The 17,820-nt window shown below is 71.3% G+C and carries 6 protein-coding genes; 3 read left to right on the forward strand and 3 right to left on the reverse strand.

Annotated elements, in window-relative coordinates:
- The first annotated feature begins 10 nt into the window (after positions 1-10).
- The 3 genes from AOM45_RS20295 to AOM45_RS20305 are packed head-to-tail and all read left to right on the forward strand — an operon-like array spanning position 11 to position 11,325.
- Positions 11-5,359, forward strand: coding sequence for a non-ribosomal peptide synthetase (locus tag AOM45_RS20295; RefSeq protein ID WP_051783913.1), 5,349 nt, complete (start codon positions 11-13; stop codon positions 5,357-5,359).
- A gap of 9 nt (positions 5,360-5,368) precedes the next feature.
- Complete coding sequence (locus tag AOM45_RS20300; protein ID WP_030469196.1) at positions 5,369-6,412, forward strand: ketoacyl-ACP synthase III family protein; 1,044 nt, start codon at positions 5,369-5,371, stop codon at positions 6,410-6,412.
- 8 nt (positions 6,413-6,420) lie between these two features.
- Positions 6,421-11,325 (forward strand): type I polyketide synthase, encoded by a 4,905-nt coding sequence (locus AOM45_RS20305; protein WP_030469195.1) that lies wholly within the window; start codon positions 6,421-6,423, stop codon positions 11,323-11,325.
- 111 nt (positions 11,326-11,436) lie between these two features.
- On the opposite strand, the gene AOM45_RS20310 is transcribed toward AOM45_RS20305, so the two are convergent.
- Genes AOM45_RS20310 through AOM45_RS20320 form a run of 3 tightly spaced genes read right to left on the reverse strand, consistent with a single transcriptional unit; the run spans position 11,437 to position 17,788 of the window.
- Positions 11,437-12,780 carry an NAD(P)/FAD-dependent oxidoreductase gene (locus AOM45_RS20310; protein ID WP_030469194.1) on the reverse strand — a complete coding sequence of 448 codons (1,344 nt, stop codon included), beginning with the start codon at positions 12,778-12,780 and terminating at the stop codon, positions 11,437-11,439.
- Positions 12,777-13,049 carry a phosphopantetheine-binding protein gene (locus AOM45_RS20315; protein ID WP_051783912.1) on the reverse strand — a complete coding sequence of 91 codons (273 nt, stop codon included), beginning with the start codon at positions 13,047-13,049 and terminating at the stop codon, positions 12,777-12,779. Before AOM45_RS20315 ends, AOM45_RS20310 begins: the two co-directional genes overlap by 4 nt.
- Positions 13,046-17,788 (reverse strand): non-ribosomal peptide synthetase, encoded by a 4,743-nt coding sequence (locus AOM45_RS20320; protein ID WP_236703765.1) that lies wholly within the window; start codon positions 17,786-17,788, stop codon positions 13,046-13,048. Before AOM45_RS20320 ends, AOM45_RS20315 begins: the two co-directional genes overlap by 4 nt.
- Between the last annotated feature and the right edge of the window lie 32 nt (positions 17,789-17,820).

A 17,820-nucleotide genomic window follows, 5' to 3' on the forward strand; every position in this document is an offset into this window, starting at 1 on the left:
GGAGTCTGGCATGAGCAAGCGACTGTCCTTGTCCGCGGCGCAGCGGGGCGTCTGGTTCGCGCACCAGCTCGACCCGTCCGGGCAGAAGTTCAACTGCGCGGAGTACCTCGCCATCGACGGCCCGGTGGACGTGGACGTGTTCACGGCCGCGTGGAACAGGTTGCGCGGCGAGGCCGACGCCCTGCGCATCGACGCGCTCGACCACGCCGACGGCGAGCTCTGGCAGGTCGTCGCGCCCGAGGGTGACGCGAAGCTGCCGTTCCTCGACTACCGAGGGCACGCCGACCCCGAGGGCGACGCCCTGCGGTGGATGCGCGACGACGTGGCCCGTCCGGTCGACCTCGCCGCGCCGCCGATCTCGGCGTTCGTGCTCTTCCAGGTGTCCGCGTCGCGGTTCTTCTTCTACTACCGGATGCACCACGCGGTCGTCGACGGGTACGGGGTGCAGCTGATCGGCACCAGGCTCGCGGAGATCTACACGTCGCTCGTGTCCGATGTGGACGAAGGAGCGGCCTGCACGTCGTTCGAGTCGATCCTGGACGAGGATCTCGCCTATCGGTCGTCCGTGCGGTTCGAGCAGGACCGCGAGTACTGGATGAAGCGGTTCGGCGACCAGCCCGCGGTCATGCGCGTGCCGGGTGACGTGCCGCCGGACGCCGATCCCGCGTCGTTGCCGTTGCGCCTGGGCAGAGTGGCGGCACTGGAGCCCGACGACGTGGCACGGCTGCAGCAGGCGGCCGCGACCACGGGGTCGACCTGGCAGGTGGTGGTACTGGCCGCCGTCGCGGCCTACGTGCACCGGGTGACCGATCGGCGCGACGTGATCATCGGGATGCCGGTCGCCGGACGCCGCAGCGTGGTGTCACGGCGTGCGCCGGGCATGGCGACCAACTCCGTGGCGCTGCGGATGGACGTCTCGGCGTCGGAGAGCCTGGCGCACCTCGTTCCCCGGATGGGCGAGGAGGTGCGCGCGGCGCTGAAGCACGAGCGGTACCGCGCCGAGGACCTGCGCCGCGACCTCGGGCTGGAAGGCAGCGACCAGGCGTTCATCGGGCCGATGGTGAACTTCATGCCCTACGACAGGTCGCTGCGGTTCGGCACGGCAACAGCCACGACGCACAACCTCGCGTCCGGGCCGATCGTGGACCTCTCGCTGGGCGTGCGCGGGCAGACCAGCGGCGAGATGTCGCTCGTGCTGGAGGCGAACCCGGAGTACCACGGGCTCAGCGGCTTTCTGGCGCACCGCGACCGGCTCTTCGCGTTCCTCAAGGCGGTGGCGGCACAACCGGACCGGCCGATCGGCCAGTTCTCCCTTCTGTCCACTGTGGAGCAACTGGACCTGCTGGTGGAGCGCAACGCCACCGCCAGGGACATGCCGGACGAAACGGTGCCCGAACTGGTCACCCGGCAGGCCGCGCGCACGCCGGACGCGACGGCGCTCGTGTCCGGCCCCACCACGCTCACCTACGCCGAGCTGGACGCGAGGGCCTCCGGACTGGCCGCGGACCTCGTCGGACGCGGCCTGGGCACGGAGGACTTCGTCGCGATCGCACTCCCCCGCTCGCCGGAGCTGATCGTGTCGATGCTGGCCGTGCTAAAGGCCGGCGCGGCGTACGTCCCCGTCGATCCCGCCTATCCGGCCGAACGCGTCGCGTACATGCTCGACGACCTGGCGCCGCGGTACGTGCTGACGTCCGTGGACGTCGCGCCCGGCCTGCCGTCCGGCACTCCGGTCGTGCTGGTGGACGACGCACGACCGGGCACGGTCGCACGCCGGGTGATCAACCCGGCGACCGCGGCGTACGTGATCTACACGTCCGGGTCGACCGGTGCGCCCAAGGGTGTCGTGGTACCGCACCACGCACTGCGCAACTTCGTGCTGGACCACGCCGACCGGTTCGGGATCTGCGCCCGGAGCAGGGTGCTGCAGTTCGTGTCGCCGAGCTTCGACGTGGCCACCGGGGACATCTGGCCGGTGCTCGTGTCCGGTGGACAGCTGGTGCTCGCCCCGGAGGACCAGCCCGTGCTGACGGACCTGCTGCGCTCCGAACGGATCACGCACGCCGCGATCCCGCCGGTGATGCTGGCGCAGCTGGACTCCGAAGGACTGCCGGACCTGCGGTTGCTGATCACCGGTGGCGAGCCGCCCCATCCCGACGTGGTGCGGCGATGGGCGCCCGGCCGCAGGATGGTGAACGTCTACGGCGTCACCGAGGCGGCCGTGGCGAGCACGACGAGCCCGCCGCTGACAGCGGGCGACGGCGTTCCCATCGGCAAGCCCATCGCCAACTCGCAGGTGTACGTGCTCGACTCACGGCTGGAGCCCGTGCTGCCGGGCGCGGTCGGTGAGCTGTTCATCGCGGGCGACGGGCTCGCCCGCGGGTACCTGCACCGGGCCTCGCTGACCGCCGAGCGGTTCGTGCCGTGCCCGTTCGGGACGCCGGGCGCGCGGATGTACCGCACCGGCGACCTCGTGCGGTGGCGGCCGGACGGCAACCTCGAGTACCGGGGACGGGCCGACGACCAGGTCAAGATCCGGGGGTTCCGGGTCGAGCTCGGTGAGCTCGAGACCGTGTTGCTCGGCCATCCTTCGGTGCGGTCCGCGGTGGCCGTGGCGCGCGAGGACGAGGGACGCAAGCGGCTCGTCGCGTACGTGGTGACGGACGGCCGGGTCACGCCCGCACAGCTGCGCGGGCACGCGGCTCGGGTGCTGCCGGACTTCATGGTGCCCGCCGCCGTCGTGCTGCTGGACGAGCTGCCGGTGACGCCGAACGGCAAGGTCGACCGGCGATTGCTGATCGCACCGGACTTCTCCTCCTCGGACTACGACGCCGCGCCGGAAGGCTCGCGGGAAGCGTTGCTGTGCAAGCTGTTCGCGGACGCCCTCGGTGTCACGCGGATAGGGCCGCACGAGTCGTTCTTCGATCTCGGCGGCGACAGCATCATGGTGTTCCCGCTCGTGTCGGGCGCGCTGGAAGCCGGACTCGAGTTCACCGCACGGGAGGTGTTCCAGCACCCGACGGCGGCCCGGCTCGCGAAGGTCGCCAGGGATGTGTCGGCCGCGCCGTCGGGCACCGGGCCGTTCCCGCCTACGCCCGAGCTCGCCCGGCTCGGGACCGCGCTGGACGGACTGCACCAGTCCGTCGTCGTGCCGGTGCCGCTGGGCACGCGGATGAACACCGTCACGTCCGCGCTGGAAACCCTTGTCTCCCGCCACGAAGCGCTGCGCATGCGGGTGCTCGCGGACGGCACCTGGGAGGTCGTCGACGCGCTGGACGACCACGTGAGCCGGGTGCTGCTGGTCGGCGATCCCGCTCCGGAGGTAGTCGAGGCCGAACGGGAGGCCGCCGTGTCCCGCCTGTCCCCCGGCGCCGGGCGGATGTTCCAGGCGGCGTTCTTCGACGCGGGGCCTTCCCATCCCGGACAGTTGTTGCTGGTCGTGCACCACCTCCTGGCAGACGGGGAGTCCTGGCGGATCCTGCTGGACGAGCTCTGGTCCGGCTCCACCGACCTGCCCGCCGTCGTTCCGTTGCGGGACAACGTGTTCGCCGCGGACGTCGTACCCGTGACGGTGTCCGGGACGGTGAGCACGATGGAGATCACGTTGCCGGAGCCCGACTGGGCCTCGCTGGCGCGGCGGTTCCGCGTGGACCGGACCGACGTCCTGCTCACCGGACTGGCGCTGGCGGTCGCCGAACCGTGCTTCGCCGAGGCGCCGCGGTCCGTGCGGACGGTCGGACGGATCCAGGGGCGCGTCCCGGTGCACTGCGGCTGGGAACCGGTCGCCAAGGCGCTGAAACGGGTGAAGGAGCAACGCCGGGGTGCCGGGGCGGACGTGTTCCCCCGCATCGCGTTCCGCGACCTCGGGGTGCTGCCGGAGACCTTCTCCTGCACGCCCGATCCGGGCTACGCGCTGGCATGCACCTCGAGGTCCGCCGGCGGGGAGCTGCGCGTGCAGATCGCGTGGAACCCGGCCGTGTTCTCGGCGGACGACGTAGGAGAGTTCGTCGCCGAGTGGCGTGCGGCGCTGACCGATCTGGACGAGCTCGGCGCGTCACCGGGCCCGGTGGCGTTGACGCCGTCGGACGTGCGGCTGACCGGGCTCACCCAGACCGAGATCGACACGCTGGCCGCCGCGCACCCGGACCTGACGGACGTCCTGCCGGTGTCGCCGCTGCAGGAGGGTTTCCTGTTCCTGCACGCCGTGTCCGGGCAGCACACCGACTCCTACGTCTCGCAGCTGCGGTTCGACCTCGAAGGCCCGTTCGACGCGGCCCGGATGCGCGCGGCGGCGGAGTCGTTGCTGCGCCACCCGAACCTGCGGGTGGCCTTCCACCACGACGAGCTCGCGCGGCCGGTGCAGGTGGTGTGTGCGGGCGCGACGATGCCCTGGGCCGAAACGGATCTCACCGAGCGTCCCACCGATGCCGAACGCGTGGCGGCCGCCGAACGGTCGCAGGGCTTCGACCTCACCGCGCCGCCGTTGATCCGGATGCACGTGCTGAAGCTCGGCGACGAGAGTCATCGCCTGCTCCTGACCGCGCATCACGTGCTGTGGGACGGGTGGTCGACCTCGCTGCTGGTCCGCGAGCTGTTCACACGGTACACATCGGACGGTGAGCCGCCGGCCGGTCCTCCCTACTCGGACTACCTGCGCTGGCTGGCAGAGCAGGACCTCGACGCCTCCAAGGCCGCGTGGGCCGAGGCGATGGACGGGTTCGACACACCGACGCTCGTGGCACCCGGCGCTCGGGCCTCGGCCCGCCGGCAGGAACAGGTCAGGGTCGACCTCGACGCGGACCTGACCGCCGCACTCGACCGGATCCCCGGCGTCACGCTGAACACGGTCGTGCAGGCGGCGTGGGCCACCGTGCTGAGCCAGGTGACCGGGCGCGACGACGTGGCGTTCGGATGTTCCGTCTCAGGCAGGCAGGCGCACCTGCCCGGTGTCGAGCGCATGGTCGGGTTGCTGACCAACACGATCCCGGTGCGGGTCCGGTTGCGCGCGGGTGAGCCGGCGCCGGACCTGCTGGCACGGGTGCAGGCCGAACAGGCGGCGCTGATACCGCACCACCACGTCGGGCTGTCGGACGTCCAGCGCGGCCGCGAGCTCTTCGACACGGCAATCATGTTCGTCAACTACTCCTTCGACCGGGCCGAGTGGGCGGAGCTCCTGCCGGAGCTGCGGCTGACGGCGTTCGAGGTCGAGGACGAGACCCACTACCCCCTGCGACTGGCGGCCGTGCCCGGCGAACGGCTGCACCTGCGGCTCGGGTACCGGCCCGACCTGTTCCGCCCGGCCGAGGCACGACGGTTGCTCGACCGTCTGGTCCAGGTACTCGGCACCTTCGGCCACTGAGGAGGCATCGTGCGCACGCCAGACGTGTACGTCACAGGACTCGGCGTCCACCTGCCCCCGGTGGTGAGCATCGAATCAGCTGTGGCACAAGGGCTCTACCCCGCTGAGGAAGTCGAGCTGCACCAGCTCGCGGGCGCGGCCGTCGCCGGGGACGTGCCCGCGCCCGAGATGGCGCTGCTGGCGGCTCAGCAGGCGTTCAAGCGCACCGGCCACAGCCCGGACGACGTGGACGTCCTGCTGTACGCGGACTCCTGGCACCAGGGACCGGACGGCTGGCAGCCGCAGTACCACCTGCAGCGGCACCTGCTGGGCGGGGACGTGCTGGCGGTCGAGGTGCGTCAGGGCTGCAACGGCATGTTCGGTGCGCTGGAGCTCGGCGCCGGCTACCTGTCCGGCGGCAGGCGAAGCGCGCTTCTGGTGGCGTCCGACAACTTCGGCACGCCCATGATGGACCGCTGGCGCATGGGACCCGGTTATGTCGCCGGGGACGCCGCCTCCGCCGTGATCCTGTCGACCGAGCCCGGCTTCGCGCGGCTGCTCGCCGTGCGTTCGGTGGCCGTTCCCGAAGCGGAGCAGATGCACCGCGGTGACGAGCCGTTGTTCCCGCCGGGCCCGACGGTCGGGCGCGCGCTGGACTTCGTCTCGCGCAACGCCGCGTTCAAGAAGCAGGTGACCGGGTCCGGTGAGGGCACCGGCGCGCTGATCCGCATCCACCAGCAAACACTGTCCGTTGTGGAGCGAGTGCTGGACGAGGCTGGCATCGGCCTCGGCGACGTCACGCGCGTCGCGTACATGAACTACTCGCGGGAGATCGTCGAGCAACGCTGCATGGCCGCGCTCGGACTGGGAATGTCGCGCTCCACCTGGGAGTTCGGGCGCACCGTCGGACACCTCGGCGCGAGCGACCAGATCGTCTCGCTCGACCACCTGGTGTCCACGGGTGAGCTGGGGCCCGGCGACCACCTGCTCATGATCGGCGTCGGACCGGGAGTGACGCTGTCCGCCGCCGTGGTCCAGATCCTGCACCCCGCACCCTGGCAGAGCTCGAGTTGAGGAGAGAGATGAACACACCACCGGTGGCGGTCATCGGCGTCGGCTGCAGGTTCGCGGGCGGCGCCGACACCCCGGCCGCGTTCTGGGACATGCTGGTGTCCGGCCGTGACGGCATCGGCGACCTGCCGAAAGGCCGTTGGCGCGCCTACGACGGATCGTTCCCCGCCGAGCTGCGTCGCGCGGCGGTGGTGCCCGGCGGTTTCCTCGGCGACATCGAGGGTTTCGACTCCGCGTTCTTCGGGCTCACCCCGCGCGAGGCCGAGCTGATGGACCCGCAGCAACGGTTGTTGCTGGAGGTCGCGTGGGAGGCCCTGGAGCACGCCGGGATCGCACCCCGGTCCCTGGCGGGCGGCGACACCGGTGTGTTCGTCGGCGTCGGGTCCGACGACTACGGGCGGCGGATGCTCGAGGACCTGCCGACGATCGAGGCGTGGACCGGGATCGGCAGCGCACTGTGCGCCGCCGCCAACCGGATCTCCTACGCGCTCGACCTGCACGGCCCGAGCATGGCCGTGGACACGGCCTGTTCGGCCTCGCTCGTCGCGACTCACCTGGCGTGCCAGGCGCTGGCGGCCGCGGAGTGCGGCATCGCGCTGGTCGGCGGCGTGAACCTGATCATCGGACCGGGACTGACGCTGACGCTCGACGCCGCCGGTGCGACCGCTCCGGACGGCCGGTGCAAGCCGTTCGACGCCGACGCCGACGGGTACGGGCGCGGCGAGGGCGGCGGGGTGCTGGTGCTGAAGCTCCTCGAGCACGCCCAGCGCGACGGCGACCGGATCCTCTCGGTGATCCGCGGTTCGGCCGTGCACCAGGACGGCCGGACGAACGGGATCATGGCACCTTCCGGTGCCGCGCAGCAGTCCCTGCTCGCCGAGGCCTGCTCCCGCGCGGGCGTTGAACCCTCCACTGTGGACTACCTGGAGGCCCACGGCACCGGCACGCGCCTGGGTGATCCGCTCGAAGCCGGGGCGATGAGCGCCGTGTACGGAGCGGGCAGGGACGAGCCGTGCCTGATCGGGTCGGTCAAGCCGAACATCGGGCACCTCGAGGCGGGGGCCGGAGTGGCCAGCCTGATCAAGGCCTCGCTGGCACTGCACCACGGCGAGATTCCGCCGAGCCTCAACTGCCACACGCCCAACCCGGCGATCGACTGGGCAGGTTCCGGCCTGCGGGTCGCCACCTCCCGGACGCCGTGGCCCCGTGGCGAACGCGTCCGCCGGGCCGGTGTGTCCGGGTTCGGCTACGGCGGAACGATCGGGCACGTGGTCCTGGAGGAGGCTCCCGCCGCCGTTCCGGTGGCGGCGAGCGGATCCGGCCCGCGGTTGTTCCCGGTGACGGCGGCGTCGGAGACGGCCTTGCGCGCGTCCGCGGAAAGCCTTGCCGCGGACCAGGTCTCGGACCTCGACGCGGTGGGGCACACGCTCGCGTCCCGGCGCTCGCACCTCGCGCACCGGGCGGCGGTGATCGCGTCGGACGCCGGCGGCCTGGCGGACGGGCTTCGGCTGGTGGCCTCTGGCGGGCAGTCGCAGGAGATCGTGACCGGTGCGGTGCCGTCGAACCACGGCACCGGGCTGGTGTGGGTGTTCTCCGGGCACGGCGCCCAGTGGCACGGCATGGGCGGGGAACTGCTCGACAGCGAGCCCGCGTTCGCCGCGGCGGTGGCCGAGCTGGAACCCGTGTTCGCGGAGGAGATCGGCTTCTCCCCCGCCCAGGTCCTGCGCGACGGCGACTTCGACACCATCGACCGCATCCAGACGATGATCTTCGTGGTGCAGGTCGGGCTGGCAGCGACGTGGCGCTCGTACGGCGTCGTGCCGGACGCCGTGATCGGTCACTCCGTCGGCGAGATCGCCGCGGCCGTCGCGTGCGGTGCGCTGAGCCCGCAGGACGGCGCCCGGCTGAGCTGCCGCCGGTCGGCGTTGCTGCGGCGCGTCGCGGGACAGGGCGCGATGGCCATGACCAGTCTGTCGTTCGCCGAGGCCGGCGAACGGCTGGCCGGGCGCACGGACGTGGTGCCCGGCATCTCCGCGTCCCCCGGTTCGACGGTGATCTCCGGGTCGCCCGAGGCGATCGACGCGCTGGTCGAACAGTGGGGCGCACAGGACGTCCAGGTGCGGCGGGTGGCGTCCGACGTGGCGTTCCACAGCCCGCAGATGGACGCGCTCACCGCCGACCTCGCGGAGGCCGCCGGTGATCTGACGCCACGGGTGTCCGAGATCCCGAGGTACTCCACGGCATCGGCGGACCCGCGGTCGGCCGAGCCCCTCGACGGCAAGTACTGGGCGGGCAACCTGCGCAACCCCGTGCGGCTCGCGTCCGCCACGCAGGCGGCCGCCGAGGACGGCTACCGGCGGTTCCTGGAGATCTCCGCCCACCCGGTCGTCGCGCACTCGATCACCGAGACGCTGGCCGACCAGGGCATCGAGGACGCGTTCGTCGGGATCACGTTGCGGCGCAACAAGCCAGAGGCGATCTCCGTGCTGACCGCGCTCGGGACCGCGTTCTGCGCGGGCATCGACGTCGACTGGACGCGGCTGCAGCCCGTCCGGCGACTCGCCGACCTGCCCTCGGTCGCGTGGCAACGCACACCGCACTGGCACGAGTCGTCGGTCAGCGGCGCCCCCGCGCAGCACGACCCGGCGTCGCACACGCTGCTCGGCTCCGCGGTCGAGGTGGCCGGACAGGCCGGGATGACGTTGTGGCGCACCACCCTCGACGACTCGAACCGGCCGTACCCCGGCAGCCACACCATTCACGGGACCGAGATCGTGCCGGCGGCGGTGCTCGTCAACACGTTCTTCAGCGCCGCGGGGGTGTCCGCGCTCACCGACGTGGACCTGCGGCTGCCGGTCGTCACCGGTGAGCTCCAGGTCGTGCGGGACGGCGCCGCGCTGAGGATCTCCACGAAGGCCACGGACACCTGGCTGACCCACACCACGGCCACCGCGGGCGAGCCCGCCGGTCTTCCGCCGAAACTCCCGAAGCTCCCGGCCGGCGCGAAACCGGCCTCCCCCGGTCACGTCCGGGACCACCTCCGCGAGGTCGGCGTTCCGGACATGGCGTTCGAGTGGACGGTCGAGGAGCTGCTCCGCACCGAGACCACGCTCAGGGCCCGCGTGCTCGTCTCCGACGGCTGGCCGGGTGTGCTCGACGCCGCGCTGTCCATCGCGCCCGCCGCGTTCCCCGGGCCGGCCACGCTGCGCATGGTCGCGCACATCGGCTCGGTCGAGGTGCACGGGGCAGCGCCGTCCACTGTGGACGTGCAGGTGACGGTCACGTCCGAGGACACGGTCGACGTCCTGGTCGCGGACACCACCGGAACCGTGAAGGCGGGGCTGGGGAGCCTGCGGTACGGCGGGATGACGTCGCAGGCGACACCGGCGGACCTCGTGCACGAGATCGTGTGGCAGCCGCTGGAGCTGACCCCGTCCGGTGCGACGAGGACCGTCGTGCGCGCCGGGGAGGACCTCGGCACCGCGACGGACGTGCTCGTCGTGGCACCGGAACCGTCCGGCGACGTCCCCGGCTCGGCGGCCGCGGCCGCCTGGTCGTTGCTGAGCACCGCACAGCAGCTGTCCACGATGGACAATCCGCCCAAGCTGTGGTGCGTGACGCGCGGCGTGCGGGAGAGCGAGACGCCGCAAGCGCTTGCGCAGTCGTCGCTGTGGGGTCTGGGCAGGGTGCTGGCCGGTGAGCACGAGGAGTTCTGGGGCGGGATCGTCGACCTGCCCGCGGACGGACGGACCGACCGGCTCGCCGAGGTGATCGGTGCCGCTCCGGCGCAGGACGTGATCGCGATCCGCGACCAGGTCGAGGCCGCCAAGCTGGTCAGGACCACGAAGGACGTGACGCACCAGCCCGTGACGTGCCGTCCCGACAGCACGTACCTCGTCACGGGCGGCCTCGGCGTGCTCGGCCTCGAGGTCGCGCAGTGGCTCGCCGAACGCGGTGCCAGGAGGCTCGTGCTGGCCGGGCGGCGGCCGTTCCCCGCACGCGCGGACTGGGACACGCACCCCGACCAGCGGCAGATCGAGGGCATCCGCAAGCTGGAGGAGGCGGGCGTGACGGTCCGCACCGTCGCTCTCGACATCACCGACCTCTCCGACGCGGCCCGGCTCACGAACCTCGACCTGCCACCGATCAGGGGCGTCGTGCACGCCGCCGGTGTGCTCGACAACCGGCTGGCAGCGAACGTGGACGAGACTTCGTTGCACGCGGTGCTGGCCCCGAAGGTGCGGGGCGCGTGGAACCTCCACACCCTCTTCCCGCCCGGCAGCCTCGACTTCTTCGTGCTCTTCTCGTCGTGCGGCCAGCTGCTCGGACTGCCCGGCCAGGCGACCTACGGTGCCGCGAACGCGTTCCTCGACGCGCTCGCCTCCCACCGCGACGACGTCACGAGCTTCGGCTGGACGTCGTGGCGCGGCCAGGGCATGGCGGTCAACGACACCGTCGACCGGCAGCTCAGCGCACGGGGCGTCACGGACATCTCGGCCGCGGAAGCGTTCCGGGCTTGGGACTTCGCCGCCGTGCGTGGTCCCGGCCACTACCCCGTGCTGCGCACCGTCCCCACGCAGGACGCGGAACGCCCGCCGCTGCTGAGCGAGCTGACCGACGTCGTCGAGTCCGCCCCCGCCACCACCGAGGACGACTTCGACGGCCTCCCGCACGACCAGCTCAGGGCACACCTGGTCGAGGTCGTCGGCGCGCAGATCGCGGGCGAGATGCGGCTGCCGGCCGGCGACCTGGACGTCCGCAGGTCGTTGGTGGAACAGGGACTCGACTCGGTGATGACCATCGCCGTGCGGCGGCGCCTGGAGAAGCGGTTCGGCCGCAAGCTGCCGTCCACGCTGCTGTGGCACCAGCCCAGCGTCTCCGCCATCGCCGACCACCTGGCCGACGAGCTCGTCTGACAACGCACTGAGGGGGAGCTTTCCCAGCGTTGGGAAAGCTCCCCTCTTTTGCTGTTGGCACACAGGAAAACGGGCCGGCTCCAGGAGGAGCCGGCCCGCGGTGGTCCGGAATCAGAAGCCGGGCGCCGAGGTGGGAGCCCGAAGCGTGCCGAGGTAGGGGTGCCAGAGGTGGTCGGGGTTGGCCTCCACGGCGGCGACGACCTCCTTCATCGCCTTGAGCGCCTTGGGTTCCTCCCCGTCGTAGACGTCGCCCTGGAGCATCTTGAGCACGTCCACCCGGTAGCGGTGGTCCTGCACGAACGCGGTGAAGAGCACGTTGAGCCGGTAGTAGATGGAGATGAACTCGTACCAGTACTTCACCGCGCGCCGCAGCTTGTTCTCGTACGTGGCGAAGCGATCCTTGTCGTAGGAGCCCGCCGCGTGCGCGGCGATGATGTCCTGGGAGGCGATGCGGGCGCTGTTCAACGCGACGCTCACACCGCTCGAGAAGATCGGGTCGACGAACCGCGCCGCGTCGCCGATCAGGATGAACCGGTCGCCACAGATCTGCTTCATCGCGTAGCTGTAGTCGCCCTCGACCTTGAACGGACGCAGCCGCTGCGAGTTCTTGAGCGCGTCGAACAGCTCCGGGCGGCTCGACACGAAGTCCCAGAAGAACTCCTCGCGGTCGCCGGAGCCTTCACGGAACCGCTTCTTCTGCGTCACCACGCCGATCGACGTGATCGTGTCGGTGATCGGGATCTGCCACACCCAGGTGTCCTTGATGGGCAGGAAGTGCACGAAGATGTGGTCGGCCTGCGAGGAGTCGCCGGCGAACGCCTCCCGGTCGAGCCCCTCGAACCAGGTGTGCACCGCGTACTGGTCGAACACCGGGTCGTTGACCTTCACCTTGAGCTGCTTGCCGAGCAGCGTCTGCCGGCCGGACGCGTCGACCACCATGCGCGCGGTGAACGGGACGTCACGAGGCCCGAACCGGCACGTCAGCCGCACCAGTTCCGGGTCGGAGAAGTCGACGTCGCGCACCCGCACACCGTTGAACACGGTGGCACCCTGCTCCTGCGCGTGCTTGAGCAGGATCGCGTCGAACCGGCCCCGGTCGACGTGGAACGTGTAGTCGCGGTCGACGCCGGGCTGGTTGCGTTCCACGAACGCGATGTCCGCGGTCCAGCCGTGGCTCAGGCCGCTGTACCCCATCTTCGGGATGTCCCGCGACTCGGCGGAGGTCCAGGAGGCGCCGTACTTCTTCGGGAAGTTCGCCTCGTCGATCTTCTCCAGCGCGCCGATCTCGGCGAGCACCGGCGTCGTGGCGGGCACGAGCGACTCGCCGACGTGCTCGCGCGGGAACGTCTCGCTCTCGAAGACCACCACGGACATGCCGGCCCTGGCCAGGTAGGACGCCATCGTGGAACCGGCGGGGCCGCCGCCGATGATCGCGACGTCGTAGTCGGGGCTCATGCGCGACCCGCCTCGACGACGGATTCCTCGTGCAGCATCGCGGCGATCGTGCGGATGTCCGCGAAGTTCTTCGCGTCGATCTTGGCCAGCGGCACGTGCACGGCGAACTCGTCGCGGATGAACGCCATCAGCACCGCGATCCGCAGCGAGTCGAGGATGCCAGACTCGATCAACGGCGTCGTGGCCGTGAGCGCCTGGTCGCCGCTGTCCGCCAGGAACTCCCGCCTCACGAAGGCGAGGAGCGCGGACGTGTAGTTTTCCTCGGTCATCCCATCCCACTTTCGTCCAGCAGCAGTGATTCCGCGGCCAGTTCTTCGTCGGACATCTGGTCGAGCTCGGCCCGCACCTGCTCCTCGACCACCTCGGCGAGGTCGGCGACGGTGCCGCCCTCGAAGACCGCGCGCATCGGCACGGTCACCTCGAACTCGGACTGGATCGTCGCGATCAGCCGGATCGCGAGGATCGAGTTGCCACCGCTCGAGAAGAAGTGGCTGTGGGCACCCACGGGCACACCGAGCAGGTCGGTGAAGATCTCCGCGACGCGTTCCTCGACGACGCCGCGCGGTGCCACGAGGCCCTCGTCCGCCACGTCGGTGACGGGGAGTGCGGCGTGGTCGAGCTTTCCGTTGGCGTTCAACGGGAACGCGTCGAGCGCGGTGAACGTGCCCGGCACCATGTACGCGGGCAGCTTCTCCTCGCACCAGCCGGTCAGCGGCACATCACCCGCGACCGGGACGTAGTACGCGGCCAGCACGCCGTCCCGTGCCACCACGACGGCGTCGCGCACGTCGGGGTGTTCGCTGATCACGGCGGCGATCTCGCCGAGCTCGACCCGGTAGCCCCGGATCTTGACCTGGTGGTCGCGCCGGCCGAGGAAGTCCACGTCACCGCTCGGCAGCAACCGCGCCAGGTCACCGGTCCGGTAGAGCCGCGCACCGGGCGGCCCGTACGGGTCCGGCAGGAAGCGTTCCGCCGTCAGGCCCGGCCGGTTCGCGTAGCCGCGCGCGAGACCGGCGCCGCCCACGAACACCTCGCCGACCACGCCGACCGGCACGGGCCGCAGCAGGTCGTCGAGCACGTGCATCGTCACGCCCGGCAGCGGTTTCCCGATCGGCACGGAGTCACCGATCGGCTCGCGCACCGGATGGACGCACGTGCCGACCGAGGCCTCGGTCGGGCCGTACTCGTTGACCAGGTCGCAATGCACCCACTGCCGCGCGAGCCCGGGCGGCAACGCCTCACCCGCGACGACGATCACGTCGGCCAGTCCCGCCCGCTCCTCGGGCGTCAGCTGATGCGACAGCACGTCGAGGTGGCCAGGCGTGAGCTTGATGAACCCGAACGGCGCGGCCTCGCGCAGCTTCGAGCCGAGTTCGGAGAGGTCGAGGTCCTGCGGCAGCAGGTGCGTCGTGTGGCCGGCCAGCAGCGGCGCCCACACGTTCGGCACGACGAGGTCGAACGCGACCGACGAGAACACCGGTGCACCACCGGTCTTCGCGAGCTTCTCCACCGCCCAGCGGACGTGGTTCGCGAGGCCGCGGTGCGGCACCTGCACGCCCTTGGGCCTGCCGGTCGAGCCGGACGTGTAGATCACGTAGGCGAGGGAGTCCAGGTCGGTTCGCCGGGGCAACGGGCTCGCGTCGCCCTCGTCGACGGCCGCCAGGACCACCCGTCCGCCGAACCGGTCGCGGTAGGCCTCCGCGGTGATCAGGACGTCCGCCTTCGCGTCCGCCAGCACGTACCCGACGCGGTCGGCGGGGAAGTCCGGGTCGAGCGGCACGTAGGCGGCGCCCGCCTTCCACACCGCGAGGAACGCGGCGGGAAGATCGGCACCGCGATCGAGCAGCACACCGACCACGGACTCGGGACCGACACCGGCGTTCCTCAGCCGGTGCGCGAGACGGTTGGCGTGCGCGTCGAGCCCGGCGTACGTCACGCTCGTGCCCTCCGTCACCAGCGCGATCGCGTCCGGGGTCGCGGCGGCCTGCCGTTCGAACTCGTCGAGCACCGACGTGACGACCGGTTCGACCGGGTTGCTGCTCCACTCCCGCACGGCCTGCCGCTCTTCGGCGGTCAGCAGGTCCACAGTGTCCAGTCGCGTGCGCGGACTCACCGCCAGAGACCGGAGCATGTGCTGGAAGTGCCGCGACATCCGTTCGATCGTCGAGTGGTCGAACAACGCGGTCGCGTACTCCAGCATGCCGGTCATCGACCCGTCGGACTGCTTGCGCAGGTACAGCGTCAGGTCCGTCTTCGCGACCTGGGAGGCAGCGACCAAAGTGGACAGTTCCGCGTCGTCCTCCGGTGCGCCGGTCAGCTCGTCGCCGTGGAAGTCGAACGCGACCTGGTAGAGCGGCGTGCGGGACAGGTCCCGTTCGGGTGCCAGCTCGGCGACGAGCTGCTCGAACGGGAGCTCCTGGTGCGCGAACGCCTCCTTGCACGTGTTGCGCACGGTCTCGAGCGCCTGCTCGAACGTCATGTCCCCGGCGAGCCGGCACCGCAGCACCAGGCTGTTGAGGAAGAACCCGACGACGTTCTCGACCTCGGGCCGGTCCCGTCCCGCGACCGGCGTACCGACCACCACGTCCCACTGCGCGGTGTAGCGGGCGAGCACGGTCGCGTACGCGGTGAGCATCGTCATGAACGGCGTGGCGTCGCTGCGCCTGCCCAGCTCGGCCAGCGCTTCGGTGACCTGCGCCGGGATGGTGAAGCTCACCACCGCACCCCGTGCCTCGCGGGCGGCGGGCCTCGGCCGGTCGGTGCGCAGAGCCAGCGGGGCCGCCCCCTCCAGCACCTGACGCCAATGCGTCAGCTCGCCCTCCAGCACGTCGTCGGTGAGCCGTTCCCGTTGCCACACCGCGTAGTCGGCGTACTGGACGTCCGCCGCGGGAAGCTCACGACCTGCCAGCAGCTCGTGGAACTCCCGCTCGAGCACGGCGGACGACCAGCCGTCGCACACGATGTGATGCATCAGCACGACCAGCCGCTGCAGTTCTGGGAAGAGCAACGCCCGCACGACCGGGCCGCCGGCGAGGTCGAAGCCGCGGCGGGCGTCCTCGTCGAGGATCTCGGCGACCTCGTCCGGCGTGGTGCCGGTGACGACCCGCAACTCCATCGGACGAGGCGGATCGATCAGCTGCCTGGGTTCGTCGGCGTCGAACCGCGTGCGCAACGACTCGTGCCGTGCGACGAGCGCGTCCAGTGCCCGCTGGACGTCGGCCTGGCCGGCCCCGGTCCGCAGGAAGAGCCCGGACACCCACTCGCGCGACCGGGGATGGATCCGGTCGAGCAGCCAGAGCCGCTGCTGGCCGAAGGACAACGGCAACGCGCCGGTGCGCGGCACCCGCGTGACCGGTACGGACGAGGCGGGCCTGGGGTCGATCAGCCGCGCCTGCGCGGTGACCGTGGTCGCGGTCAGCAGCGCCGCCAGCGGGATCTCGACCCCCGTGGCCGCGCGCAGTTTGTTGCCGAGCCTGGTCAGCTGCAGCGACGAGCCGCCGAGCCGGAAGAAGTCGTCGTGCGCGCCGACCTGGCCGACGTTCAGCAGCTCCCGCCACACACCGGCGACGAGCTGTTCGGCCTCGGTGCTGACAGCGGCGCCGGTGGTGGCGCCCGGCACCGGCAGGGCGAGCCGGTCCACCTTGCCGCTCGACGTCCTGGGGAACTCGTCGACCTCCACGAACGCCGCGGGCACATGGGTTTCCGGCAACCGCGCACCGAGGTACGCCGCCAGCTCCGCCTTCTCCCGCAGCCGCACGTACGCGGCGAGACGGGTCGCACCGTTGGCAGCGCTGAACGGCGCGACCACGGCCTGCTGGACCGCCGGGTGCGTGGCCAGCACCGTCTCGATCTCACCCGGTTCGATCCGCACGCCGTTGACCTTGACCTGGTGGTCGATCCGGCCGAGGTACTCGAACGACCCGTCGGCGCGCACCCGCGCGAGGTCGCCGCTGCGGTACAACCGGGAACCGGGAGGCCCGTCGGGATCGGGCACGAACCGCTCCGCCGTCAACGCAGGGCTGTCTAGATATCCCTGTGCCACACCGGGTCCGCCGATGAGCAGCTCACCGTCCGCAGCGATCACCACCCGCATGCCGTCGATCGGCACTCCGATCGGCACCGGCCCCGACCGCTGCAGCGAGTCGACCTCGTGCGCGGTCGTGTCGATCGAGCATTCCGTTGGCCCGTAGGTGTTCCAGACCGTGACGTCACAGTTCACCGCGGCGTTCAGGAACCGCTGCACGAGCTCCGCGTGCAGCTGCTCGCCGCCGGACGACAGCACCCGCAACTTCGTGCAGTCCGCCCATCCCGGCTCTTCGACGAGTGCGCGCAAGACCGAGGGCACCACCTGCAGCACGGTGATCCCGTGCTCGACGACCGCACGCGTGATGGCGGCCGCGTCCCGTTCCGCACCGACCGGCGCGAGCACGACGGTCGCCCCGCTGATCAGCGGCGCCCAGATCTCCCACCCTGCGGCGTCGAACGTGAGCGCGGTCTTCTGCAGCACCCGGTCCCCCGCTCCGAGACCGTGCGTGCGAGCGAGCCACCTCAGCTGGTTGCCGATGCCGGCGTGACTGATGACCACGCCCTTGGGCGTTCCGGTGGACCCGGAGGTGTAGAGCACGTACGCCGGGTGATCACCGGACACCGGCACGTCCGGCGCACTGACGTCTCCCGCCGCTTCGGCCACGACGTCCGCGTCGATCACCAGACGCGGCCGGGCATCCGCGAGCACGGTCGCGATTCGTTCGGCGGGGTGTGCGGGGTCGAGCGGCACGTAGGCCGCGCCCGCCTTCCACACGGCGAGCAGCGCGACGACCAGGTCCACACCGCGCGGCAACCGTACCGCGACCCGGTCCGCGGGACGCACTCCCTTGGCCAGCAACAGGTGTGCGAGCTGGTTCGCCAGCCGGTCGAGCTCCCGACAGGACACTTCGCGGGTGCCGTCGACCAGCGCGACCGCGTCCGGTGACGACGCCGCCCGCCGCGCGATCAGTTCGTGGGTCACGGTCGAATGCGGTACGCCGTTCATCGTTTCTC

It is taken from the genome of Lentzea aerocolonigenes (genome assembly GCF_000974445.1).
In the GTDB taxonomy this organism is placed as follows: Bacteria; Actinomycetota; Actinomycetes; order Mycobacteriales; family Pseudonocardiaceae; genus Lentzea; species Lentzea aerocolonigenes.